General features: G+C 64.1%; 23 protein-coding genes. 7 read left to right on the forward strand and 16 right to left on the reverse strand.

The features are described from left to right. Positions 1-129 precede the first annotated feature (129 nt). A complete protein-coding gene (locus tag BMW76_RS03055; RefSeq protein WP_090862729.1) occupies positions 130-375 on the forward strand; it encodes a cysteine-rich CWC family protein in 246 nt (81 codons plus the stop codon). A 5-nt stretch (positions 376-380) separates the two neighbouring features. On the opposite strand, the gene BMW76_RS03060 is transcribed toward BMW76_RS03055, so the two are convergent. After that, positions 381-1,727: a tetratricopeptide repeat protein gene (locus BMW76_RS03060; protein ID WP_407668881.1), complete on the reverse strand. Its 1,347-nt coding sequence runs from the start codon at positions 1,725-1,727 to the stop codon at positions 381-383. Here BMW76_RS03060 and BMW76_RS42745 point away from each other — a divergent pair. The 3 genes from BMW76_RS42745 to BMW76_RS03070 all read left to right on the forward strand — a co-directional run bounded on the left by BMW76_RS42745 (position 1,716) and on the right by BMW76_RS03070 (position 3,961). After that, positions 1,716-2,024 carry a hypothetical protein gene (locus BMW76_RS42745; RefSeq protein ID WP_407668882.1) on the forward strand — a complete coding sequence of 103 codons (309 nt, stop codon included), beginning with the start codon at positions 1,716-1,718 and terminating at the stop codon, positions 2,022-2,024. The genes BMW76_RS03060 and BMW76_RS42745 overlap by 12 nt on opposite strands. A gap of 93 nt (positions 2,025-2,117) precedes the next feature. Then, a complete protein-coding gene (locus tag BMW76_RS03065; protein WP_090862735.1) occupies positions 2,118-3,422 on the forward strand; it encodes an ATP-binding protein in 1,305 nt (434 codons plus the stop codon). Next, a complete protein-coding gene (locus tag BMW76_RS03070) occupies positions 3,419-3,961 on the forward strand; it encodes a response regulator transcription factor (RefSeq protein WP_090862738.1) in 543 nt (180 codons plus the stop codon). Before BMW76_RS03065 ends, BMW76_RS03070 begins: the two co-directional genes overlap by 4 nt. Positions 3,962-4,094: 133 nt before the next feature. Here the strand turns inward: BMW76_RS03070 and hslU are convergent, their stop codons facing one another. From hslU to BMW76_RS03115, 9 genes are all read right to left on the reverse strand, one after another. Next, entirely contained in the window at positions 4,095-5,435 is a 1,341-nt protein-coding gene (gene hslU / locus BMW76_RS03075; RefSeq protein ID WP_090862741.1) for an ATP-dependent protease ATPase subunit HslU, read from the reverse strand. 9 nt (positions 5,436-5,444) lie between these two features. Then, positions 5,445-5,981, reverse strand: coding sequence for an ATP-dependent protease subunit HslV (hslV, locus tag BMW76_RS03080; protein ID WP_090862744.1), 537 nt, complete (start codon positions 5,979-5,981; stop codon positions 5,445-5,447). A gap of 449 nt (positions 5,982-6,430) precedes the next feature. Further along, positions 6,431-6,850: an RNA polymerase-binding protein DksA gene (gene dksA / locus BMW76_RS03085; protein ID WP_085228454.1), complete on the reverse strand. Its 420-nt coding sequence runs from the start codon at positions 6,848-6,850 to the stop codon at positions 6,431-6,433. Positions 6,851-7,462: 612 nt separating this feature from the next. After that, positions 7,463-8,536: a CobW family GTP-binding protein gene (locus BMW76_RS03090; RefSeq protein ID WP_177200297.1), complete on the reverse strand. Its 1,074-nt coding sequence runs from the start codon at positions 8,534-8,536 to the stop codon at positions 7,463-7,465. 169 nt (positions 8,537-8,705) lie between these two features. Then, positions 8,706-9,935, reverse strand: a complete 1,230-nt coding sequence (locus BMW76_RS03095) for a class I SAM-dependent rRNA methyltransferase (protein WP_090862750.1) — start codon at positions 9,933-9,935, stop codon at positions 8,706-8,708. A gap of 85 nt (positions 9,936-10,020) precedes the next feature. Continuing rightward, positions 10,021-10,944 carry a tyrosine recombinase XerC gene (xerC, locus tag BMW76_RS03100; RefSeq protein ID WP_090862753.1) on the reverse strand — a complete coding sequence of 308 codons (924 nt, stop codon included), beginning with the start codon at positions 10,942-10,944 and terminating at the stop codon, positions 10,021-10,023. An 11-nt stretch (positions 10,945-10,955) separates the two neighbouring features. Next, positions 10,956-11,678, reverse strand: coding sequence for a DUF484 family protein (locus BMW76_RS03105; RefSeq protein ID WP_090862756.1), 723 nt, complete (start codon positions 11,676-11,678; stop codon positions 10,956-10,958). Positions 11,679-11,777: 99 nt separating this feature from the next. Next, a complete protein-coding gene (gene dapF, locus BMW76_RS03110; protein ID WP_090862759.1) occupies positions 11,778-12,638 on the reverse strand; it encodes a diaminopimelate epimerase in 861 nt (286 codons plus the stop codon). A 54-nt stretch (positions 12,639-12,692) separates the two neighbouring features. Next, positions 12,693-13,577, reverse strand: coding sequence for a lipid A biosynthesis lauroyl acyltransferase (locus tag BMW76_RS03115; protein ID WP_090862762.1), 885 nt, complete (start codon positions 13,575-13,577; stop codon positions 12,693-12,695). 273 nt (positions 13,578-13,850) lie between these two features. On the opposite strand from BMW76_RS03115, the gene metK reads away from it, so the two are divergent. Beyond that, positions 13,851-15,038 carry a methionine adenosyltransferase gene (gene metK / locus BMW76_RS03120; RefSeq protein WP_090862766.1) on the forward strand — a complete coding sequence of 396 codons (1,188 nt, stop codon included), beginning with the start codon at positions 13,851-13,853 and terminating at the stop codon, positions 15,036-15,038. A 266-nt stretch (positions 15,039-15,304) separates the two neighbouring features. On the opposite strand, the gene BMW76_RS03125 is transcribed toward metK, so the two are convergent. After that, positions 15,305-15,694, reverse strand: a complete 390-nt coding sequence (locus BMW76_RS03125) for a hypothetical protein (RefSeq protein ID WP_090862769.1) — start codon at positions 15,692-15,694, stop codon at positions 15,305-15,307. 402 nt (positions 15,695-16,096) lie between these two features. Here BMW76_RS03125 and BMW76_RS03130 point away from each other — a divergent pair, with 402 nt between their 5' ends. Continuing rightward, positions 16,097-16,858 (forward strand): phytanoyl-CoA dioxygenase family protein, encoded by a 762-nt coding sequence (locus BMW76_RS03130; RefSeq protein ID WP_090862772.1) that lies wholly within the window; start codon positions 16,097-16,099, stop codon positions 16,856-16,858. Between the two features lie 41 nt (positions 16,859-16,899). On the opposite strand, the gene BMW76_RS03135 is transcribed toward BMW76_RS03130, so the two are convergent. After that, on the reverse strand, positions 16,900-17,100 hold the full coding sequence (locus BMW76_RS03135; protein WP_090862775.1) for a DUF3185 family protein: 201 nt from the start codon (positions 17,098-17,100) through the stop codon (positions 16,900-16,902). Positions 17,101-17,401: 301 nt separating this feature from the next. On the opposite strand from BMW76_RS03135, the gene mgrA reads away from it, so the two are divergent. Further along, a complete protein-coding gene (gene mgrA, locus BMW76_RS03140; protein ID WP_090862777.1) occupies positions 17,402-18,445 on the forward strand; it encodes an L-glyceraldehyde 3-phosphate reductase in 1,044 nt (347 codons plus the stop codon). A 137-nt stretch (positions 18,446-18,582) separates the two neighbouring features. Here the strand turns inward: mgrA and BMW76_RS03145 are convergent, their stop codons facing one another. The 4 genes from BMW76_RS03145 to BMW76_RS03160 all read right to left on the reverse strand — a co-directional run bounded on the left by BMW76_RS03145 (position 18,583) and on the right by BMW76_RS03160 (position 23,291). After that, complete coding sequence (locus BMW76_RS03145; protein WP_007582094.1) at positions 18,583-18,765, reverse strand: hypothetical protein; 183 nt, start codon at positions 18,763-18,765, stop codon at positions 18,583-18,585. Between the two features lie 323 nt (positions 18,766-19,088). Further along, positions 19,089-20,360, reverse strand: coding sequence for an MFS transporter (locus BMW76_RS03150; protein ID WP_090863573.1), 1,272 nt, complete (start codon positions 20,358-20,360; stop codon positions 19,089-19,091). 142 nt (positions 20,361-20,502) lie between these two features. After that, positions 20,503-22,011: an efflux transporter outer membrane subunit gene (locus tag BMW76_RS03155; RefSeq protein ID WP_090862779.1), complete on the reverse strand. Its 1,509-nt coding sequence runs from the start codon at positions 22,009-22,011 to the stop codon at positions 20,503-20,505. A gap of 2 nt (positions 22,012-22,013) precedes the next feature. Further along, positions 22,014-23,291, reverse strand: a complete 1,278-nt coding sequence (locus tag BMW76_RS03160) for an efflux RND transporter periplasmic adaptor subunit (RefSeq protein ID WP_090862782.1) — start codon at positions 23,289-23,291, stop codon at positions 22,014-22,016. Between the last annotated feature and the right edge of the window lie 8 nt (positions 23,292-23,299).

Here is a 23,299-nt window from a genome sequence, read left to right on the forward strand (position 1 = left end):
GGAGCCCATTCGAACGCTCGTCGGGACTGCGGCGCGCGGCCTCATTTCGGTCGTGACAGGCGGGCGTTTTGCTCATTCGCATGGAAGTGGCATCATGTTTGTGTCACCGACCGGTTTCATCATGCTGTCATGAACCCGTCCCGATTCGAATCGCCTGAATTCTCCGAAGCATCCAGCGCGCGCTGCCCGCGCTGCCGCCGCGTGTTCGACTGCGGCGCGCGCGGCGACAGGTCGACGTGCTGGTGCGTCTCGATGCCTGCGCTACCCGCCGATGCGTTGAAGGCGGGCACCGGGTGTCTGTGCCCCGAATGTCTCGCCGATGCAATTGCCCGCGAACGCGCGTCGGCGCAAGGCGTGGCCGCCACGCCGGAATAGGCCGGCTACCGGCGCGCGCCGGCTAGCGCCGCGAGATCGCTCGTCAGCTTGTCGAACACGGGTTCCCACTGCGCGAACTGCGGCTGCCGGTACAAGATCGCGGTCGGATACCACGGACTGTCGGTGCGATCGAGCAGCCACACCCAATGCGGATTGACGTCGAGCAGCACCCACGTGCGCTGTCCGATTGCGCCGCTCAGATGCGCGATCGACGTACACACGGTAATCACAAGATCGAGCGCGCCGATGTATGCGGCGGTGTCGTCGAACGTCTTGAACTCCGCAGTATGGTCGGCGATATCGAGCCCGGCCGTGCGCGCGGCGGCCACGTCGGCAGCCGCGCCCGGTTGCAGCGAATAGAAGGCGACGTCGTCGAGTTCGCGGAAATAATCGACGTAGCGTTCGAGACCGACCCGGCGGTACGGATTGCGTTGATGCCCGTGACTGCCCGTCCAGACGAGACCCACCTTCAGTCGCCTTTCGCCTGCGAGCCGGTTGCGCCATGCGTCGACGGCTGCTGGATCGGCTTGCAGATACGGAACAGCCGACGGAATCGTGTCCTCTCGCGTGTCGAACAGCAAGGGCAACGACAGCAGCGAGATTTCATAGTCGAACTTCGGCAGCATCTCGACGCCGCCGCCCAGCGTGAACTCATCGGCATGCTGCGCGAGCGTGCGGCCGAGCAGCTCGCCCATTTGCGGAAACGAGTTCCAGGCGAGCCGCCCGCCTTCTCGATGCACGCGCTCGGCGAGCAGCGGAACGTAGCGGCAAAATTGCAGCAGATCGCCCATGCCCTGTTCGCCCCAGAGAAGCAGCGTCTTGCCTGCGAGCGGCTCGCCGCGCCATGCGGGGCCGGGCAGGACGGGCCGCCTGCCGGCCAGTTCCTTCGATCCGTCCCAGCGTGCTTCGTGCTCTCGCCAGCCATCGGCGTAGTTGCCGCGCAGAAGGTGGATCATGCTGAGATTGGACAGGTACGCCGGGTTGTCCGGAGCGATGCGATGCGCGGCCGATGTGAAGCGTTCCGCGTCGTCCCACTGCTGAGCTTCGCGCAAGGTCTGCCCGTGATTGCACAGCGCAACGGGATTGTTGGGCTGAAGTTCGAGCGCGCGCCGTTCTGCTTCGAGAGCGCTGTCGAGTTCGAAACGGGCGAGATGCGTTTTGCCGAGGTTGATCCACGCATTCGCATCCGCCGGATTCTTTTCGAGCGCGTTTTTGAGCAACGTGATGGCCTCCGTTGATCCCGGATCGGCCGACATCAGCGCGCCCGCCAGATTGTTGCGCAGGCTGAGCATATCGGGGGAGATGGCGAGCGCCGCGCGGTAAGGCGCAATCGCGTCGGCGTGGCGGTTCATCCATTGCAGTGTGAAGCCCAGGCGGAAGAGCGCTCGCGCATCGCCAGGGACAAGTGCAACGAAGGCGCGGGCAATGGCCTCGGCCTGCGCGGCGCGTTGGGTTGCTGTCAGCTGCTGGCACATCGCGTCCAGCGAATCGGGATCGGTCGGAAACAGATGGGAGGCAGCCTGAAGCCAGATGTCATGGGCCGTTTGATCGCCTTGCTGTTGCGCGGCGACCGCATGACGCACGAATGTCTGGAAGGATTCCAAAAGAACTTGATCTGGATCAAGGGACGTTTTAAGCATTATCAGTAAAGAGTGGCGAGCGCACGTTAAACAACAATCGAAACTATAGTTCCGGAACTCCGATCGATGAATCGGACCGATCCCAACAGGTAAACTTGCAGGATGCAGCGCATAACCCTCACCGGCCGGGTCAACCTCGGACATCTCTTCTGGCTACGCAGTCTCGCCATCATTGGTCAGCTCGTGACGATCGCGTTCGTCCAGATCTTTGTCGGCGTGAAGCTGCCGTTGCCGGCGATGCTCCTCGTCATCGGTCTCGAAGTGGTCTTCAACGGGCTCACGTGGCTGCGGGTGTCGCGTCAGAAGCCCGAGTCGAGCCTCGAACTGTTCGGGCAACTGTGGGTCGATCTCGGCGCGCTGTCCGCGCTGCTGTTTCTCTCGGGCGGCACGACCAATCCGTTCGTCTCGCTGTATCTGCCGTCGCTGGCTATTGCGGCCGCCGTGTTGCCGTGGCACCTGATGGCGTGGCTCGCGGCGTTCGCGGTCGCCTGTTATGCGGTGCTCGGCTTCGAATCGGTGCCGCTCAATCTCGACAACCCCGCGAACCTGTTCGACTACTACCGCGCGGGCATGTGGGTGAACTTCATGGTGAGCGTCGGCCTGATCGCGTGGTTCGTGGCGCGTATGTCGCGCGCGCTGCGTCAGCGCGATACCGCGCTCGGCGATGCGCAACAGCGTCTGCTGCGCGACGAGCGCGCCGTTGCGCTCGGCGTGCAGGCCGCCACGGTCGCGCACGAGATCGGCACGCCGCTTTCGACGATCGCGATGCTCACCGAGGAACTGCGCGATGCCGCGCGCACCGACTCAGGCCTCGAGCCCTACGTCGCCGATCTCGACATCCTCGATCAGCAAATGACCTTGTGCAAATCGGCGCTCGCGCGTCTGCGCAGCCGTGCATCGACGCAAGGCAGCCGTCAGCGTGTCGACGAATGGCTCGGCTCGTTCGCCGATCAGTGGCGGCTGCGCCATCCGCACGTCAAGTTCGAGCGCCTGGGCGAGCCGCCCGCCGACGTCTCTATCGACGACACGGTTGCCGTCAGCCAGATTCTCACGATCCTGCTCGACAACGCCGCGCGCGCGAGCCGCGATCACGTGACGCTGGCTGCAAAGCTCGCGCTGCATGATTCGATCGAGTTCGAAGTCTGCGACGCGGGGCCGGGCGTGCCGGCGTCGCTGCGCGGCGTGCTCGGCGCGGCACCCGTCGACAGCACGCAAGGCGGGCATGGCGTCGGGCTGTATCTGGCGTTTTCGGCGGCAGCGCGGCTCGGCGGATCGATCGAGCTTACCGATGTCAGTGAAATCAAGCCGCGCGGAACGCGCGCAGTGTTGCGGTTGCCTTTGGCCCGCGAGCAAACGGGCGCGGGCCGCCATGGCGCCGCGCCGTCCAATACGGAGAAACAAGCATGAGCGACAAGACTTTTCTGGTGATCGACGACGACGAAGTGTTCTCCGGCATCCTCGCACGCGGACTGACGCGCCGGGGCTTCACGGTGTCCGAAGCGCACAACGCCGACGAAGCGATCCGCCTCGCGAATCAGCAGAAGTTCGGGCAGATCACGGTCGACCTGCATCTGGGCAACGACTCGGGTCTGAATCTCGTCGCGCCGTTGCGCGACCTGCAGCCTGACGCGCGGATGCTGGTGCTGACGGGCTACGCGAGCATCGCGACGGCGGTGCAGGCGGTGAAGGATGGCGCGGACAACTATCTGGCGAAGCCCGCGAACGTCGAGACGATTCTTTCCGCGCTGCAAACGGAAGCGAGCGTGCTGCAAGCCGAAGAGGCCATCGAGAAGCCGGTGCCGCTGTCGGTGGCGCGACTCGAATGGGAGCACATCCAGCGCGTGTTAGCGGAAAACGGCGGCAACATTTCGGCGACGGCGCGCGCCTTGAACATGCACCGGCGCACGTTGCAGCGCAAGCTGGCGAAGCGGCCCGTCAAGCAGTGATGCCCTCGCCGTTGCTTGGAGCGCGATAGATAGCCGCTGCGCACGCATATAAAAACGGGCGACGCTCCTCGCGGAGCGCCGCCCGTTTCACCTGCTTCTTCGTTCGCGTGCTGGCTGACGAGCCGCGCGCGAATCAGAGCACGTAACGCGACAGGTCCTCGTCTTGCGCGACGTCGTTCAGCGCACCATCGACATATGCCGCGTCGATCACCACGCTCTTGCCCGCGTGGTTGCCCGCCGAGAACGACACTTCTTCGAGCAGCTTCTCGATCACCGTATAGAGACGGCGCGCGCCGATGTTTTCCGTCTTCTCGTTCACCGAGTAGGCGATTTCCGCGAGTCGGCGGATACCTTCGTCGGCGAATTCGAGGTGCACGTCTTCCGTCTCGAGCAACGCCTGGTATTGCTTGACGAGGCTCGCATCGGTGGCGACGAGGATCGATTCGAAGTCCTTCACCGACAGCGAATCGAGTTCGACGCGAATCGGAAAGCGGCCTTGCAGTTCGGGAATCAGATCGCTCGGCTTTGCGAGATGGAACGCGCCGCTCGCGATGAACAGGATGTGATCGGTCTTCACCATCCCGTACTTCGTGCTGATCGTCGTGCCTTCGACGAGCGGCAGCAGATCGCGCTGCACGCCTTGACGCGAGACTTCGCCGGTGCCTGCTTCGTTGCGCGACGCGATCTTGTCGATTTCATCGAGAAAGACGATGCCGTTCTGCTCGACGTTCTGCACGGCCCGCGTCTTGACCTCTTCGTCGTTCAGCATCTTCGCGGCCTCTTCGTCGGTGAGGAGCTTCAGCGCTTCTTTCACCTTCACCTTGCGGCGCGTCTTCTTGCCGCCGCCGAGATTGGCGAACATCGAGCGGATCTGCTCGGTCATGTCTTCCATGCCCGGCGGCCCCATGATGTCCATCGCCGGCTGCGGCATCTCGATGTCGAGCTCGATCTCCTTGTCGTCGAGCTGCCCTTCGCGCAAGCGCTTGCGGAATGTCTGACGCGTCGTGTTCGATTCGTCGCCGCTCGCTTCCTGGCCCGAGCCGAAGCCGACCGTGCGTGCGCCCGGCAGCAGGATGTCGAGGATGCGGTCTTCGGCGAGATCTTCGGCCTTCGTGCGGACCTTGCGCATTTCCGTCTCGCGCGTCTGCTTGACGGAGATTTCCATCAGGTCGCGCACGATGCTGTCGACGTCGCGGCCGACATAGCCGACTTCCGTGAACTTGGTCGCTTCGATCTTGATGAACGGCGCGTCCGCGAGCTTCGCGAGACGCCGCGCGATTTCCGTCTTGCCGACGCCCGTCGGCCCGATCATCAGGATGTTCTTCGGCGTGATTTCCTGGCGCAGCGGCTCGGCGACCTGCTGGCGGCGCCACCGGTTGCGCAGCGCCACCGCGACGGCTTTCTTCGCGCGATGCTGGCCGATGATGTGCTTGTCGAGTTCCGAGACGATCTCGGCGGGAGTCATGGTGCTCATCGTGTGTCCTTACTCGATCGTCTCGATGACGCGGTTGTGGTTCGTGTAGATACACATGTCGCCGGCAATCACCAGCGCCTTTTCGACGATGTCATGCGGCGAAAGATCCGTGTTGTCCGCGAGCGCCCTCGCTGCGGCTTGCGCATACGCGCCGCCCGAGCCGATCGCGCAGATGCCGCCTTCAGGATCGAGCACATCGCCGTTGCCGGTAATGACGAGCGTGGTGGTCGCGTCGGCCGTGATCAGCATCGCTTCGAGACGGCGCAGCATGCGGTCGGTGCGCCAGTCTTTCGCGAGTTCGACGGCGGCGCGCGTGAGATTGCCCTGATGCTTTTCGAGCTTGGCCTCGAAGCGGTCGAGTAGCGAGAAGGCGTCAGCCGTGCCGCCCGCGAAGCCGACCAGCACCTTGCCGCTGTAGATGCGCCGGACTTTCTTCGCGCCGCCCTTCATGACGATGTTGCCCAGCGTAACCTGGCCGTCGCCGCCGAGCGCGACCTTGTCGCCGCGACGCACGGAAACGATCGTCGTGCCGTGAAATTGCTCCATGTGCGTTCCTTTTGCAAAACCGCAATCAATTGCGTGAGGCCAAAGTAAGCGCCAAAACACCGACTTCGGCCGACAGTGAGTACGCGGAAGCGCCGATGCGCCACCACGAAATCCGGAGCGGACGCCGCGCGACGCCAGGTGCCGCGCGCGTGCAACGCATGTCCGGTTTATTTTAGGGCGGGCGTTGCCATATCAAGAGCGAAAGTCTCGACAGCACGAGAAAAGCAGAAAAAGCGTGAGGCGGATTCAGCGGTAAAAGGTGCTGGCGTCGGTCGGCATCAACGTCAATGCGATGCGCATTTACCGATTGCCGCATGAAGAATGAGCCGATATGGGCGCAGGCATCGTTAAAGACCAGCTTTACAAAAGAAAAGAGGCGCACGATTCACCGTGCACCTCTCACGAAGCGTCTATGGGGCGCGGACCCCGAAAACCGCGCCGTCGGGCGATCAGTCGCCGAACAGCTTCTGGCGCAATTCGCGGCGTTCCTGCGCTTCGAGCGACAGGGTCGCCGTCGGCCGCGCAAGCAGACGCGGAATCCCGATCGGCTCGCCCGTTTCCTCGCACCAGCCGTACTCGCCCGATTCGATGCGCGCAAGCGACTGCTGAACCTTCTTCAGCAACTTGCGCTCGCGGTCGCGCGTGCGCAGTTCCAGCGCATGCTCTTCCTCGATCGTCGCGCGGTCGGCCGGGTCCGGCACGATCACGGTTTCGCGCAGATTTTCGGTGGTCTGGCCGGCGTTGCGGAGGATTTCCGCCTGCAGCTGTTCGAGCCGGTTCTTGAAGAAAGCGAGCTGATCCTCATTCATGTAATCCTTGTCGCTCATCTTCAGGATTTCGGCTTCGGTCAAGAGTCGTTTCGTCGTCATCTGGCTTGCTTCTTCAATGTGAGGCAAATCATTGCCCGCACTTTCGTGTTGCCCGCAAAGGCGCCTCGATGACGCTCGATTGAGCGCCGGCGAACACGGACGGTGGGCTGTCGTGACGCCGAAGCGCCGTTGCGGGGCCGAACTCCTCTGGAAACCGATTCTTCCAATGCTCCTGAGGCAATGCTTCCCGGCAGCGCGTTATGAGCCGGAGTGTGCCGGCCGGCTATCGGCGATATCCCCGGATGAGATTTTCCGGCGCCGTTTTCAGGCCCGGCACGGCTGCAACGCGGCTACGCGTTTTAGACCGGGCAAAATCGTTCTCTTTCTCCAGTGGGGCCGTATTGTAACTGAATCACAATACGAAACCGCAAGCGGGGGAAATCCCTGCCGCAAACCATGCTTATCGTGAAAATATAACGCGCTGTTCACTAAAAAGCGATGGTCGTACACGTATTCTCGCAACAGGGTTTTCACGTGCTTTGACCGGGAACCGGCTGTTTAATTGCCATGCCCGCGCGTTTGAATCGATTTTCGTACGCCAGCGGCGAGAAAATGGCGGTTGGGGCAGACATGAAGCACCTGCCCCGCGCAAGAGAAAGACAAGACCGGTTTTTAGACGAGGCAGGCTTCGAGCCCATCGGTGATCAGATCCTGCGGCAACTCGATGCCGATAAACACCATCTTGTTCGTCTTCTTCTCAATGGGCTGCCACTTCGCCGCGAGATCGCTGCCCATCATCTGATGCACGCCCTGGAAGACGACCTTGCGATCGACGCCCTTCATGTAAAGCACACCCTTGTAGCGCAGCAGACGCTCGCCATAAATCTGCAGAATGCCGCCGAGGAAGTCTTCGAGCTTGTTCGGATCGAACGGGCGATCGCTGCGGAAAACGAACGACTTGATCTTGTCGTCGTGATGCGCGTGATGGTGGTGATGGCCGTGATCGTGGCCTTCGTGATCGCAGTGGCCATGATCGTGATCGCAGTTCGCGTGGTCATGATCGTGGTCATGGTCATGCGCGTGATCGTGCTCGTCTTCGGCGAGGAAGTCCGGGTCGATTTCCAGCTTCGCGTTCAGATTGAAGCCGCGCAGATCGAAGACTTCCTTGATGTCCGCTTCGCCGAAGTTCACGACGCGAATCTGCGCCTTCGGGTTCATATGCAGCAGGCGATGACGCAGATCGCCGAGCGTCGCATCGTCGACGAGATCGGCCTTCGTCAAGAACAGGCGGTCCGCGAAGCCGACCTGGCGCTGCACGACTTCGTGCTCGTCGAGCTGCTGATCGCCGTGCTTCGCATCGACCAGCGTGATGATCGCGTCGAGCAGAAATTCGTCGGCGATCTGGTTATCCATGAAGAACGTTTGCGCGACGGGGCCGGGATTCGCGAGGCCCGTCGTCTCGATCACGACGCGGTCGAAATCGAGCTTGCCTTCCTGCTTCTGCGCGGCAAGGTCGCCGAGCACGCGCGCCAGGTCGCCGCGAATCGTGCAGCAGATACAGCCGTTGCTCATCTGGATGATCTGCTCGCCCGTGTCCTGAACGAGGATGTCGTTGTCGATGTTCTCTTCGCCGAACTCGTTCTCGATCACGGCGATCTTCATGCCGTGCTTCTCGTTCAGGATGCGCTTGAGCAGCGTGGTCTTGCCGCTGCCGAGGAAGCCGGTCAGGATAGTGACTGGGATCATGTTGTTCGCCATGTGAAGTCGCCTTGTGTTCGTCAATCTTGGGTGCGGACCGCGCAGGGCCCGAACCGCAGGAATTCAGCGGAATATTGAAGCATAACTGCCGGGGCGCCGCTGCCGGGCGGTTAAAGCCCCGTCGCTGCCAGGGAAATAAACGCCTAACTATGGGCGATCAGGCGGTTTGCAACAATAGGCCTTTCAGATATTCGCCTTCGGGGAACGCCGTCAGCAGCGGATGATCGACACCCGCGCCCAGCCGCTTGAGGATGCGTGCATCGACGCGCGCATCGGCGGCCGCACCCGCGACGATCTTCTGGAACAACTCAGCATCGATCGCGCCCGAGCACGAATACGTGAACAGCAGCCCACCCGGCCGCAGCAGCTTGAGCCCTGTCAGGTTGATGTCCTTGTACGCACGCGCGGCGCGGTCCACGTGCTCGCGCGAAGGTGCGAACTTCGGCGGATCGAGCACGACGAGGTCGAAACGCTCACCGTCGTCGTACAGGCGGCGCAGGGTCTTGAACGCGTCCGCGTCGAGCCACGTGGCGCGCTGCGCGTCGAAGCCGTTGGCCGCGACGTTCTGCTGCGCGATCGCCAGCGCTTCGCCCGACGAGTCGATCGACACGACCCGCTTCGCGCCGCCCTTGAGTGCCGCGAGCGAAAAGCCGCCCGTGTAGCAGAAGCAGTTCAGCACGTCACGATCGTTCGACAGTTCCTGCACCAGTGCACGGTTGTCACGTTGATCGACGTAGAAGCCCGTCTTGTGGCCGTTGCGCACGTCGACGTGATAGCGCACGCCGTTCTCGCTGACGATCAGCGTTTCGGGCGGCGCGTCGCCGGCGAGCACGCCCGTCGTCTGCTCGAGCCCTTCCTTTTCGCGGATCGACACGTCCGAGCGCTCGTAGACATTCGGGCATCCCGTCGCGCCGATCAGCGCCTGCACGATCGCGTCCTTCCATGCTTCGACGCCCGCCGCCATAAACTGACAGACGATCTGGCCGCGCTGGCCCGCATCCGCCAGGGCGACCGCGTTCGTTGCATCGTCAGCGATGTAGTAATCGACGATCAGCCCCGGCAGGCCGTCCGCCTCGCCGAAGATCAGCCGCACCGCACCCGTGCCGCGCACCATCGCCTGACGATGCGCCAGCGCGCGCTGTACGCGGCGCTTGAAGAACGCGTGATCGACGGGTTCGTTTTCGTCGAAGCTCCAGACGCGCGCGCGGATCTGCGAATGCGGGCTCCACGCGGCGCGCGCAAGGAAGCGGCCGTCGTGCGCGCGCACCAGCACGGTCGCGCCGGCGGCGGGCTTGCCGTCGACGCGATCGATCGCATTCGCGTAGACCCACGGATGGCGGCGCAGCAGCGATTTCTCTTTCGACGGTTTCAGCGTAACGGTATTCATGACTTCGTGAGGATTTCAGCGGAACAATGTGCCGCGCGAAGCGGCAAAGCGGATATGACTGGTTGCCGGCCAAGCGCCGGCCGCGTCAGTCGCGTTTTTTTGCGCGCGGATGCGCCTGGTCGTAGATTCGCGCGAGGTGCTGGAAATCGAGCCCGGTGTAGACCTGGGTCGCGGCGATGCTCGCGTGACCGAGCAGTTCCTGCACGGCGCGCAGATCGCCGCTCGATTGCAGCACGTGCGTCGCGAACGAGTGGCGCAGCACGTGCGGATGCACGTTCGCCGGAATGCCCGCCGTGAGCGCCGCGCGCTTCACGCGTTCGCGCACGACGTTCGGCGACATCCGGTTGCCGCGCGCCGACAGAAACAGCGGATGCGGATCGTGCTTCACCAGTTCGCCGCGCACGGCAAGCCAGGCGCGCAACGCATCGAGCGCCTTGCGGCCGACGGGCACCGAACGCCGCCGGTTGCCCTTGCCGAGCACTTCGACTTCCGCATCGTCGAGCTTGAGCCAGCCTGCGGAGCGGTAGCCGTCGGCGTCGGTGAAATGCACGTCGAGGCCGACCAGTTCCGAGAGCCGCAAGCCCGACGAGTAGAACAGCTCGAGCATCGCGTGATCGCGCAGCCCTTCGGCGGTGGCTGTCGCGCGGGATTCCATCAAGGTGTGCGCGTCGTCGACGGACAAGGCTTTCGGCAGTGTCTTCGCGCGTTTTGGCGCGCGCACGGTGGCGACGGGGTTCGCGGGCAAATCGATGCGCCCCGCGAGCCAGCGATAGAACGCTCGCCACGCCGAGAGCCGATGCCCGATCGAGCGCGCCGACAGGCCGCCCGAATGCGCGCGCGCGACGGCACCACGGATATCGGTGGCCGTGAGGCTTTCGAGCGGCCGTCCGTTCGCGAGCTTCTTCAGTTCGTCGAGTTCGTGCGTGTAGGCGCGCAGCGTATGCGCCGATAACCGCCGCTCGTGCTCGAGGCTCGACAGGTAGACGGCGATCGGATCGGCGGATGTCACGTGACGAGCGCTTAGCGCGGCAACAGACGGCTCAGCGCCGCGCTGGCGAGCGCGCCGATCTGCGTGAGGAAGTCGGTGGCCATGCCGTCGTGGAAGCGGCGCGGATCGGTCGAGCCCATCACCAGCAGGCCGAACGCAGCGGCTTCGTCTTTGGCCTCCGGATCGCGCAGCGCGATCAGCGCGATCGATTCGGTGCCGTTGGCGGGCGGCGCGCCGTCGGCCGTAGTCGCGGCATCGCCGGAAACAGCGGACACTGCCGGCGTCAGCCATTGCGCGGCCTCGAAGCCCGTGTTCGCGCCGCAATACGGCGTGGCGAGGCTATTCGCGAAGATGCGCACTTCCTCGCCGACGTGACGCGTGAAGTCCGCCTGCGAATACGGCTCGGACACGTCCCACACGCGCAGCGCGGCCTGCGGCACATCGAATACGTCGCGCAGTCCGTTGGCGATCGTGCGCGGCAGCGCCCCCGGATCGCGCTCGGCCATCACGCGCGTCGTCCAGCGGCCGAACTTCGACGCGATGCTGTCGTTCTCATGCCCATAGCGCAGCAACTCGGCGAGACGCCGTTCGAGATGCTTGTTTTTCTCGCGCAGCATGTCCATCTGACGCTCTTGCAGCGACACGGCGGCCTTGCCATGCGGATTCGCGAGCCGCACGGTCGCGAGCAGTTCCGCGTGTTCGGCGAAGAATTCGGGGTTGGCTAGCAGATAGTCGGCGACTTCGCGATCGTTCATGATTTCGGCTTTGGGTTGCGCGCTTGCGTGCTGTCTTGCTGGGCTGCTGCCGTCTATGGACCGCGCAGCGGTAAGAGATTCAATCGGATTCAATCGGATTCAATCGGCGATTTCGATTTCGCCTTCGAACACCGTGGCCGCGGGGCCCGCCATCTTCAGCGGCGACGTGGGCTCGCCGTTCCATGTGATCGTGAGCATTCCGCCGTGCGTGTGCACTTTCACGGTAGCGTCCAGCAGCCCGCGGCGGATGCCCGCCGCAACGGCCGCGCATGCGCCCGTGCCGCACGCAAGCGTTTCGCCCGCGCCGCGTTCGTAGACGCGCAGCCTGATCTCGTTGCGGCACACGATCTGCATGAAGCCCGCGTTGACCCGCTGCGGAAAGCGCGGGTGACGTTCGATCACGGGACCGTCGACGAGCACGGGAAACGCCTCGATGTCGTCGACCACCTGCAGCGCGTGCGGATTGCCCATCGACACGACCGACACCCAGCGCGTCGCGCCGTTGACGTCGAGCGGATAGAGCGAATCGTTGCCTTCGCGGCGCGCGTCCAGACCGCTTGCATCGAACGGCACTTGAGCCGGCTCGAACACAGGCGCGCCCATGTCGACGACGACTTCGCCGTTGTCCTGCATGGTCAGCGTGATGACACCCTTCTGGACCTGCACGCGGACGCTGCGCTTGTCGGTGAGGCGCGTGTCGCGCACGAACTTCACGAAGCAGCGCGCGCCGTTGCCGCAGTGTTCGACCTCGCCCCCGTCGCAATTGAAGATGCGATATCTGAAATCGACGCCTTCGACGGTCGGCTTCTCGACGACGAGCAACTGGTCAGCGCCGACGCCGAAGTGCCGGTTCGCGAGCGCGCGCACTTGCGCTTCCGTCAGTGAGAGCGGCTGCGTGTAGCCGTCGAGCACGACGAAGTCGTTGCCCGTGCCATGCATCTTGGTGAATTTCAGTTTCATGCCGCTATTGTAAGTGACTGACTGTCCGTCTCGCCCACTGTGTGCAGGCGCGTTTCAGTAAAAGCCCGGGTCGCCCGGCGGACGCGTCTTGAAGCGCTTGTGCACCCAGTAATACTGCTCGGGCATGTCGGGAATGTGCTCTTCGAGGAATGCGTTCATGCGGCGTGCGTCGGTGTCGTCATCGCCCGTCGGGTAGTTGTCCCACGGCTTGAACACCTTCAGCCGATAGCCCTTGTAGTTCGGCAGCACCTCGCCGATGAACGGCACCAGTTGCGCGCGCCCGACTTTCGCCAGCCGGCCGACGGCCGTCAGCGTGCACGTCGGCACGCCGAAGAACGGCACGAACGTCGAATTGCGCATCCCGTAGTCCATGTCCGCGCCGAGCATCACCGGCTTGCGCTCGCGCAGCCAGCGCAGCACGACCCGCGCGCTGTCCGCGCGGCTCGCCATTTCGGCGTCGAAACGGCCGCGCTGCGCTTTCGCGACTTCCTCCAGCTGCGGGTTCGACATCGGCTGATACAGCGAACCGCATGTGCGCTTCAGCGAATAGTTGAGAAAAATCGAGCCGGCCTCGATGCCGACGAAATGGAAGCCGAGAAACAGCGTTGGCGGCAGGTTGGGATCGGTGAGATCGATTTCGCTGTCGAGCTGGATCAGCTTCTCGAGCTTCCTGGCCGAACCGAACCATTGCACGCTGCGCTCCAGATAGCTGCGGATCGCGTGCCGGAAGTGCTTCTGCGCGACTTCCTCGCGGCGCTCGTCGCTCCACTCGGGAAAGCACAGCTTCAGGTTGATGTGGACGATGCGCCGGCGCCGGCTCGGAATCTGGTAGAGCAGCCAGCCGATACCGTCGCCGAGGCGCGCGACGAAGCCATAGGGCAGCAGGGCGAACAGCTTGAGAAGACCAATTGCGAACGTGACGCCCAGGCGGCTCAGCATGCGGTTGCTCCGATGAGCGCCCAGGGACTTGCTGGGTAAAGAGAAACGGCGAAAGGGTCGATATACCGCACGCGCAGACACTCTGTGACAAATGAGAGAAGTCGCTATAATAAGGGCTTCGCCGAGTTAATAGACAACTTGCGGGGCGAAGCGGGCGGACGGTGATCTTTCAGATTGTCGCCCGGTCGTGCAGAAATCCGCTAAAGCGTCGCCGCTTCAGGCTCGAAGCAGGCTACGTGAAACTCAACCGTAACCAAAAAAGGAGCCTGCAACGTGGCAAACGATTACCTCTTTACCTCCGAATCCGTTTCCGAAGGTCATCCGGACAAGGTCGCGGACCAGATCTCGGACGCCATTCTCGACGCGATCCTCGCCCAGGACAAATACTCGCGTGTCGCAGCGGAAACGCTGTGCAACACCGGTCTCGTCGTCCTCGCCGGCGAAATCACCACGACCGCCAACGTCGACTACATCCAGGTCGCGCGCGAAACCATCAAGCGCATCGGCTACGACAACACCGACTACGGCATCGACTATCGCGGCTGCGCGGTGCTCGTCGCGTACGACAAGCAATCGCCGGACATCGCGCAAGGCGTCGACCGCGCGCACGACAACAACCTCGATCAGGGCGCGGGCGACCAGGGCCTGATGTTCGGCTACGCATGCGACGAAACGCCGGAGCTGATGCCGCTGCCGATCCACCTGTCGCACCGTCTCGTCGAGCGCCAGGCCAATCTGCGCCGCGACGGCCGTCTGCCGTGGCTGCGTCCGGACGCGAAGTCGCAAGTGACCGTCCGCTATGTCGACGGCAAGCCGCATTCGATCGACACCGTCGTTCTGTCGACGCAACACGCGCCGGAAATCGAGCTGTCGACGCTGCGCGAAGCCGTGATCGAAGAGATCATCAAGCCGACGCTGCCGGCGGAACTGATCAAGGGCGACATCAAGTTCCTCGTGAACCCGACCGGCCGGTTCGTGATCGGCGGCCCGCAGGGCGACTGTGGCCTGACGGGCCGCAAGATCATCGTCGATACGTACGGCGGCGCGGCTCCGCACGGCGGCGGCGCGTTCTCGGGCAAGGACCCGTCGAAGGTGGACCGCTCGGCTGCCTACGCTGGCCGCTATGTCGCGAAGAACATCGTCGCGGCGGGCCTCGCATCGCGCGCGCTGATCCAGGTGTCGTACGCGATCGGCGTGGCTCAGCCGACATCGGTGATGGTCAACACGTTCGGCACGGGCCGCGTGTCGGATGCGACGATCACGCGTCTCGTCCAGGAACACTTCGACCTGCGTCCGAAGGGCATCATCCAGATGCTCGACCTGCTGCGCCCGATCTACGAAAAGACGGCTGCGTATGGCCACTTCGGCCGTGAAGAGCCGGAATTCACGTGGGAAGCCGCCGATAAGGCGCTCGTGCTGGCCGAAGCCGCTGGCACGGAGCCGGTTGCGGCTATCGCCTGAGCCGGTTCGGTTCAGCGAAGGACTCGCGCGGCTGAATGCCGCGCGGTTCGGCTTGGTCCCAGAACCGGAGCAAAAACGCCCTGCATGCGCTGTGAAGCACATGCAGGGCGTTGTCTTTTGCGTCTTTGGCGCGCGCTTTACGCGTAACACGCCTGGCGCAGGGAAAACCGGGCGATGCTCGCGTGGGCGGCGGACATCAGGTGCGATCGCGCGCAAACGCGATCATCAAACGACCCAAACCCGCGACGCAAACCCGCGATTCAACCTCAGTGCGCGAACGCGAACCAGCCTTCGCTTGTCGCCGACACGCGGCGCGGACGGCGGCTCGTGCTGTGCGGCGGACTCGCGGGCCTGGCGGCGCCCGTCAGCGCGACTTGCTTGGCCGCGCGCGGCGAAACGGCGAGCATGCGCACGGACGACGGGTTGCGCAGCAGCGTGCGCAGCGACAGGCGGCGTGAGGCGCCCTGCATGCGCAGCGCGCTGAAGAAAGTGCGGAACCACACGCGCACGCTATCGACGGGCTTCGCGTCGCGAAACTGCGCGGCGAGCGCGCGCGTGCGTGCGGAATGATGGCGGAGTGCACGCACCACACGGCGGCGTGCGGGACGCGCGGCGTTGAACGCGCGGGTGAGTCGAGTGCTCAATGGACTGTGCATGGCATTAGATCAGGCAGCGTGACACGCGACGAAGAGTGCTGCGAAACCAGCACCATTTATGCCAACGGTCGGGACGCAATAGCCTGAGGAAAAGCGGTATGAGGCGGCAGCGGCAGCGAATGGCCGTGCCGACGGCAATGAGGCGTGTAATGCAATCGACATGCGTGCAAGGCTACACGTGATTGATGACCGTCGAAAGTCCGGCGCGCTCAGGGTTTTTACGAGGACAAAGGCCGCCTGATTGCGCCCTTTGCGCTCGACGAACGTGCATGGCTGCCCACGGCGCGTGCAGTATCCGCCCGTTTGCATCGCATGCCGGACACGCGGCGGCGCACAGTACGATCGTGCCCGTTTTACAATGGCTACCGGGTTGTCGAAGAACACTAGTTGAGCGGAACGTCCATGTCAGTCCATTCGAAGAAAGAGCAGATACAGGTGCTGCGGGAACAGGGTTTTGTCGTGGTGCCCGATCTCATCGCGCCCGAGCGCTGTGAAGAGATGAAACGGATCGCGCGCGAGCAGTTGCACGAAGCTGCGGCGCCTATCGAATTCGAAGCAGATCTGCGCTATCCGGGCGCGCCCGAGTCGAAGCACGCGCCGGGCGGCCACACGGTGCGGCGGCTTCTCGATGCATACGCACGCCATCCGCGCTTCGCCGAGTGGGCGACAGCGCCCGAAATCCGCGGCTGGATGGAGCTGTATTTCGGCGAAGAGCCGCGCCTGTCGCGCGCGCATCACAACTGCATGATGACCAAGCATCCCGCGTATGGCAGCCTCACGGGCTGGCATCGGGATGTGCGGTACTGGTCGTTCGAACGGGACGATCTGGTGTCGGTGTGGCTCGCGCTCGGCGACGAGACCGTCGACAACGGCGCGCTATGGCTCGTGCCGGGCTCGCACGCGGCGGCCTTCACGTCGGAGCGCTTCGACGAAGCGAAGTTCTTCCGCTCCGATCTGCCGGAGAATCAGCTGTTGATCCAGAAGGCGGTGTCGCCCGTGCTGAAGGCGGGCGATGTCGTGTTCTTCCATTGCAACACGCTGCACTCGGCGGGCAAGAATCTCAGCGATCAGGTGAAGTTCTCGCTGGTCTTCACCTATCACGGCGCGAGCAACGTGCCGCTGCCGGGCTCGCGCTCTGCGTCGAAGCCCGAAGTGGCGTTCTGAGGCGGGCCGTCGAAAGAGGTTTGCGCGTGATCGGCGCCTGATCAGCGCTTCGACGACGCGAGCCCGATCAATCCGGCGAGCGTCGCGATGATGCCGCCTGCAATCAGAAAGATGGTCTTGTTGGTCGGCGCGCCGGTGAACACGCGCGATACGTCGTTGCTGAACGAATGAAACGACTGGCCGCCGAAGTACAGCAGCACGACGCCGCCGACGATCAATGCGAGCGAAATCGCTTTGGTCATGAACAATCCTCTTCGATGGATGAAAGTGGCCGAAGTCTGGTCGACCGACACCGCCGAGTCTATGCTCCGTCCCGCAATCCGAGCAACTGCAGCATGTGCGGCGATTGGCTAACATAACGTGTTGGTCCGTTGCTGCGTGATTGCACGCTGTGTACCGCGCGCGTCGGATTTCTTGAACCGTCGTTTGATACCGGTATCAAAGACGTAGTATCGGCACATCACCGTTAACAGCACCCTTCATCACGCGATGCGTAACCGCGCATCGCGAACTTCACTCCTGTTCTCGACAAGGACTCCATCAATGGCTTACGAAGCAGCTTCAGCACGCTATTCGGACATGCAGTACCGCATTTGCGGCAAGTCAGGTCTCAAACTGCCGGCGCTGTCGCTCGGCCTGTGGCACAACTTCGGCGACACCACGCCGATCTCGACGCAACGCGAAATCCTGCGCACGTCGTTCGATCTCGGCATCACGCACTTCGACCTCGCGAACAACTACGGCCCCCCGTACGGCAGCGCGGAGACGAACTTCGGCCGCATCTTCAAGGACGACTTCAAGCCGTACCGCGATGAACTGCTGATCTCGTCGAAGGCGGGTTGGGACATGTGGCCCGGTCCGTACGGTCAGGGCGGCGGCTCGCGCAAGTACATTCTCGCGAGTCTCGACCAGAGCCTGCAGCGCATGGGCCTCGACTACGTCGACATCTTCTATTCGCACCGTTTCGACATCGACACGCCGCTCGAAGAAACGGCAGGCGCGCTGGCGAGCGCGGTGCAACAGGGCAAGGCGCTGTATATCGGCATCTCGTCGTACTCGGCGCAAAAGACGCGCGAAATGGCGAAGCTGCTCGCCGAATACAAGGTGCCGCTGCTGATCCATCAGCCGTCGTACAACATGCTGAACCGCTGGATCGAAAAGGACCTGCTCGGTGCGCTCGAAGAAACCGGCTCGGGCGCGATCGCGTTTACGCCGCTCGCGCAAGGCCTGCTGACGAACAAGTACCTGAACGGCGTGCCCGACGATGCGCGCGTCAACAAGGCGGGCGGCGGCTCGTTGAAGCAGGAGCATTTGAGCGCGCAGAACATCGAGCGCGTGCGCAAGCTCAACGATATCGCGCAGCGCCGCGGACAGAGCCTTGCGCAGATGGCGCTCGCATGGACGCTGCGCGATCCGCGCGTGACGTCGGCGCTCATCGGCGCGAGCAAGGCCGAGCAGGTGCGCGAGAACGTCGCGGCATTGAAGAACCTGTCGTTCACGAAAGAAGAACTTGCGGAAATCGATAGCCATGCAACGGAAGGCGGCGTGAATCTGTGGGAAAAGCCGTCGACGGACCAGCACATTTGATCCACGCCCTGCGAAGGATCGCTGAGCAAATTGGCCCGACGCAAAAATGAAAAAGCCGCCTGTGAAGGCGGCTTTTTTGTCGAGCATCGCAAGAGCGCGACTCGACGCTCATCATGGGTGAAGAGCGGGTGGTTCGCTTAGACGAGCGCGGGAAGACCTTCGACCAGCACGACCGCAAACACGACTCCGAGCAGCGCGCCTAACACGCGCAACGTGTTGTGCCTGAACTCGGTTTTGCAGGGCAGAGCGCCGAGAAAGAGAGCCCCGGCCAGTGCCATCGGGATGACCAGAATGAAATCACCGATCGTGAAATAGTGCATGCTCGTCTCCTGTGTCCCATGCAAGATGGTTCTACTCGTCGGACGCGACTGCATGCGGCGCGCCTGCAACGAGTATAGGCGACGGTGTCGAGGCAATGTGTGGGATGCGGCGCATGCGCGCTTCTGTCCCCGGTGCGGCAAACCAAAGCGGCGCAAGGCTCGGCGCGCCGCGCATGCGGTCGGTGCATTCCTTTGCGTAGCGGGACTTTCTCTTACACGGGCCTTTCTGAATATGCGTTTTGCCCGTCGAACGGGCGGCGCGGGCTACTATTTTTGTGGTCCATTGGGCCAGTCACGCGCACGGATCGGCTGACGCGCGCCCGTCACGCCGTGCCGATGCGTTCGCGTGCGCGCAGGCGAGCCGACGCGAGGATGCCGATCAGCAGCAGTCCGCCGACGAGGGCAGCGACACCCGGCCACGCGTACGCGGTCCACACGCGCCCGCCATACGATCCGACGATGCTCGACCCGAGGTAGTACGCGAGCAGATAGAGCGCGGCCGCCTGGCCCTTCGCCTCCTTCGCGATCCGGCCGACCCAGCCGCTTGCGACGGCATGTCCGGCGAAGAAGCCGAACGTCACGCAGGCGATGCCGCACGCAATCAGCGTGAGCGATTGCGTCGTGGTCAGCAGCAGGCCGCACAGCATGACGACGATGCTGCCCGTCAGCACGCGTCCGCGTCCGAAGCTGTCGGCCATGCGGCCCGACCATGGCGACGCGACGACGCCCGTCAGATACACGACGAAGATGCCGCCGATGGCAGTCTGGCTCAGATGGAACGGCGCGGCGAGCAGCCGGTAGCCGATGTAGTTGTAAAGCGTGACGAAGCTGCCCATCAGCGCGAACGCCATCAGGAACAGCAGCGGCAGGCCGGGACGCCGCAAATGCTTCAGCAGCGCCGCGCGACGGTGCGAGAAGCCGAGGCCGCGGCGCGGCACAAAATGGCGCGACGGCGGCAGCAGCGAGCGGAACGCGAGCATCGACAGAATGCCGAGCACGCCGATCGTGCCGATCGCGACGCGCCATGAGAACAGATCGGCGACGACGCCCGTGATCACGCGCCCCGCCATCCCGCCGATCGCCGTGCCGCCGACATAAAGGCCCATCGCGAGACCGAGGCCGTCGGGGTGCACTTCCTCTGCGAGATAGGCCATCGCGACGGCGGGCACACCGCCGAGCGCCAGCCCTTCGAGCGTGCGCAACAGCAGCAGCGCATGCCATTGAGGCGTGAAGGCGACGGCGAGCGTCAGCAGCGACGACGCGGTGAGCGAAGCCGTCATCAGCCGGTGACGGCTCCATCCTTCCGACACGAAGCCGGCGACGAAGACCGCGAGCGCGAGCGCCGCCGTCGTCAGCGACAGCGAAAGACTGCTCTGCGCGGGGCTGACATCGAACGACGTGGAGAACGCGGGCAAGAGCGGCTGCACGCAGTAGAGCAGCGAGAACGTCGCGTAGCCAGCGAACAGCAGCGCGAGGCTCGCGCGCCAGTACGCGCGCGTGCCGCGTTCGAGATACGGCACACCGTTGGCAGAGGAAGAGGACGAAGCAGAAGAGGATGAAGCAGCGGGCCGACTGGGGTCCGACGATGCGGTCACAACAAAGCTCCCGGAAACGATGGCAAACGACGCGGAGAACACGCAGAGCACGCGCTGAAGCGCGTGCAAAGGCTCAACGATACGCTGATTGAGCAGTCGGCGTCTTCGAGTCGGGCCGTCTGATTCAGGTCTTGAACGCGCGTCAGCTGGGCGCCGCGTCGTGTGCATCCGGCGCGCTCGCGGGCTGGCGGGCGGCATCGGGATGCGTGAGCTGCTCGTCGGTGGGCAGCGCCGACGCGTCCCAGCCGCCGCCGAGCGCCTTCACCAGCGCGACGCTTGCGGCCATCCGGCGGCGCGCGATCGAGACGGCATTGCGTTCGTTGGTGAGCGCTGTCGTCTGCGCGACGACGACGTCGAGATACGTGATCGCGCCGTTCTTGTAGCGGTTCGTGACGATCGCGAGCGAGCGCTGCGCCGCCGCGACGGCATCGTCCTGTGCCTGCGCTTCCTGTTCGAGCACCCGCAGCGCGGCGATGTTGTCCTCGACCTGGCCGAATGCCGTGAGCACCGTTTGCCGATACTGTGCGACGCCTTCGTCGTAGTCCGCCTGCGCTTGAGCCTTTTGCGCGGCGCGCGCGCCGAAGTCGAGCAGCGTGCCCGCGAGTGTCGGCCCGAGCGACCAGAAGCGGCTCGGCGCAAGCAGCCACTGGCTGAAATTGGTCGCCTCCAGTCCGCCCGTCACCGACAGGATCAGGTTCGGAAAATACGCCGCCGTCGCCACGCCGATCTGCGCATTCAGATCGACGACATGCCGCTCGGCGGCGGCGATGTCGGGCCGCCGCTCGAGCAGCGCCGACGGCACGCCGACGGGCGCGATCACGGGCACGGCGACGAGCGGCGCGACGGGCAGCGAGAACGTCGATGGCGTCTGTCCGATCAGAATCGCGATCGCGTGTTCGAGCTGCGCGCGCTGCACGCCGAGATCGATCGACTGCGCCTGCGTCGTGCGCAATTGCGTTTGCGCCTGGGCGACGTCGGCATCGGTAGCGATGCCGCCTTTGTAGCGGTTCTGCGTGAGTTCGACGGCTTCCTTGTACGCGGAGATCGTGTCGTCGAGCAGTTGCCGCTCGCGGTCGATGCCGCGCAGTTCGAAGTAATCGGTGGCGAGTTCGGCCTGCATCGACAGCAGCGCGCTTTGCGCATCGGCGGCGCTGGCCTGCGCGCTCGCCTTCGCGCCTTCGACGCTGCGCGACACGCGGCCCCATAGATCGGGCTCCCACGTTGCGTCCGCGCCGACGACCCAGTCGTCGAGCGTCTTGCCCGCCGACGACTTGAACTTCACGTTCTCCGACGAGCGCGCGCGTGAATAGCCGCCGCTCGCGGTGACGACGGGGAAGAACTGCGAGCGGAACTGCGCAACCTGCGCGCGCGCCGCGCGAAAGCGCGCCTGTGCGGCCTGCACGTTCTGGTTCGCGCTCGCGACCTGCTGTTCGAGCGCGTTCAGCGCGGAATCGTCGTAGACCTCCCACCAGGCGCTGCGTATCTGCGTATCGGCGGGCTGTGCGTTCTTCCAGCCGCTGCCTTCGAGTTCCTTGTACGTGGCGGCCGTCGCGGCGGCGGGCCGCTTGTAGTCGGGGCCGACCGTGCACGCGGCGACGAGGCTCGCGCCTGCAAGCAAGAAAACTGTTGAACGAAGACGGATGCGCCGCATGTTTATTCCTGCGCCTTCGTCGTCTGCTCGCCTGCGCCTGAACTGTCGGCTGCACCGGAAGCACCTGATGCACCTGACGTAGCCGCAGCGCCACTCGCCTTCGGATGCACGACGCGCACCGATGCGCCATCGACGATCGAATCCTGCGGATTCAGGATCACCAGTTCGTCGCCCTTTAGACCCGATGCGACGGCGACGCGCGTGCCGTAGTCGGTGCCGAGCGCGACCCTGACGAGCTTCACGTGCTGTTGCGCGTCGACGGTCGCGACTTTCACGCCGTCGGGGCGAAACAGAAACGCGTTGCCTGGCAGCGTGAACGGCGCGGCCTGTACGCTCAGCGCGAAATGGACCTGCGCATATGCGCCCGGCAGCAGATCGCCGCTGCTGTTTTCGACGTCCACTTCGACGAGCATCGTGCGCTGCTGCGGATCGACGGCGCCCGACGCGCGCGCGACCGTGCCGGGATAGTGCTTCGACGGCGCTTCCGTCAGCGTCAGATACGCGGTCTGCCGCGCCTTCACTTCCTGCGCGTAGCCCTGCGGCACGTTAACGTAGACGCGCAGCCTGTCCGCCTGCGCGACATGGAACAGCTCCTTCGCCGGACCGCCCGCGCTGCCCGCGTCGATCAGCGCGCCGACGTCGACGTTGCGCGCCGTCACGATGCCGTCGAAAGGCGCGAAGACCTTCTGGAACGACTGCGTTTTTTCGAGCCGCGCGACGTTGAAGCGGGCGGCATCGAGCGTGCCTTTCTTCGCGAGCATATCGCCGACCTTTTCGTCGGTTTCCTGCTTCGAGACGGAATTGCTTTTCAGCATCTCCGTCCAGCGCTCGGCGGTGCTTTTCGCGAGTGCGTAATTCGCTTCTGCGTTAGCGAGATCGGCGCGCGCGGCCTTCAGCTGATCGTCGACTTCGGGCGTGTCGATTTCCGCGAGCAGTTGACCCGCTTTCACGCGCGCGCCGATATCGGCGTACCACTTCTTCAGATAGCCGTTGGTGCGCGCGTAGATCGGCGTGTCGAGAAACGCCTGCACGTTGCCGGGCAGCACGAGATCGAGCGCCGCCGTCGACTTCTGCGGCTGCACGACTTCGACGCTCAGTTGCGCGGCATGCTGTGCGTCGCGTTCGAGCGCGGCCTGCGCGTCGTGTCGCGACCAGATGCCCTGCGCCGCGAGCGCAAGCACGACGATGGCCGCGCCTGCCGCGATCCAGCGTGAGCGTTTCGATGAGCCGCGCGTGCGTTCCCCGTGCGGCGCGGACTCATCAGGACGTTTCCCTTCCATCGGCACTC

It is taken from the genome of Paraburkholderia diazotrophica (assembly GCF_900108945.1).
Lineage (GTDB): Bacteria > Pseudomonadota > Gammaproteobacteria > Burkholderiales > Burkholderiaceae > Paraburkholderia > Paraburkholderia diazotrophica.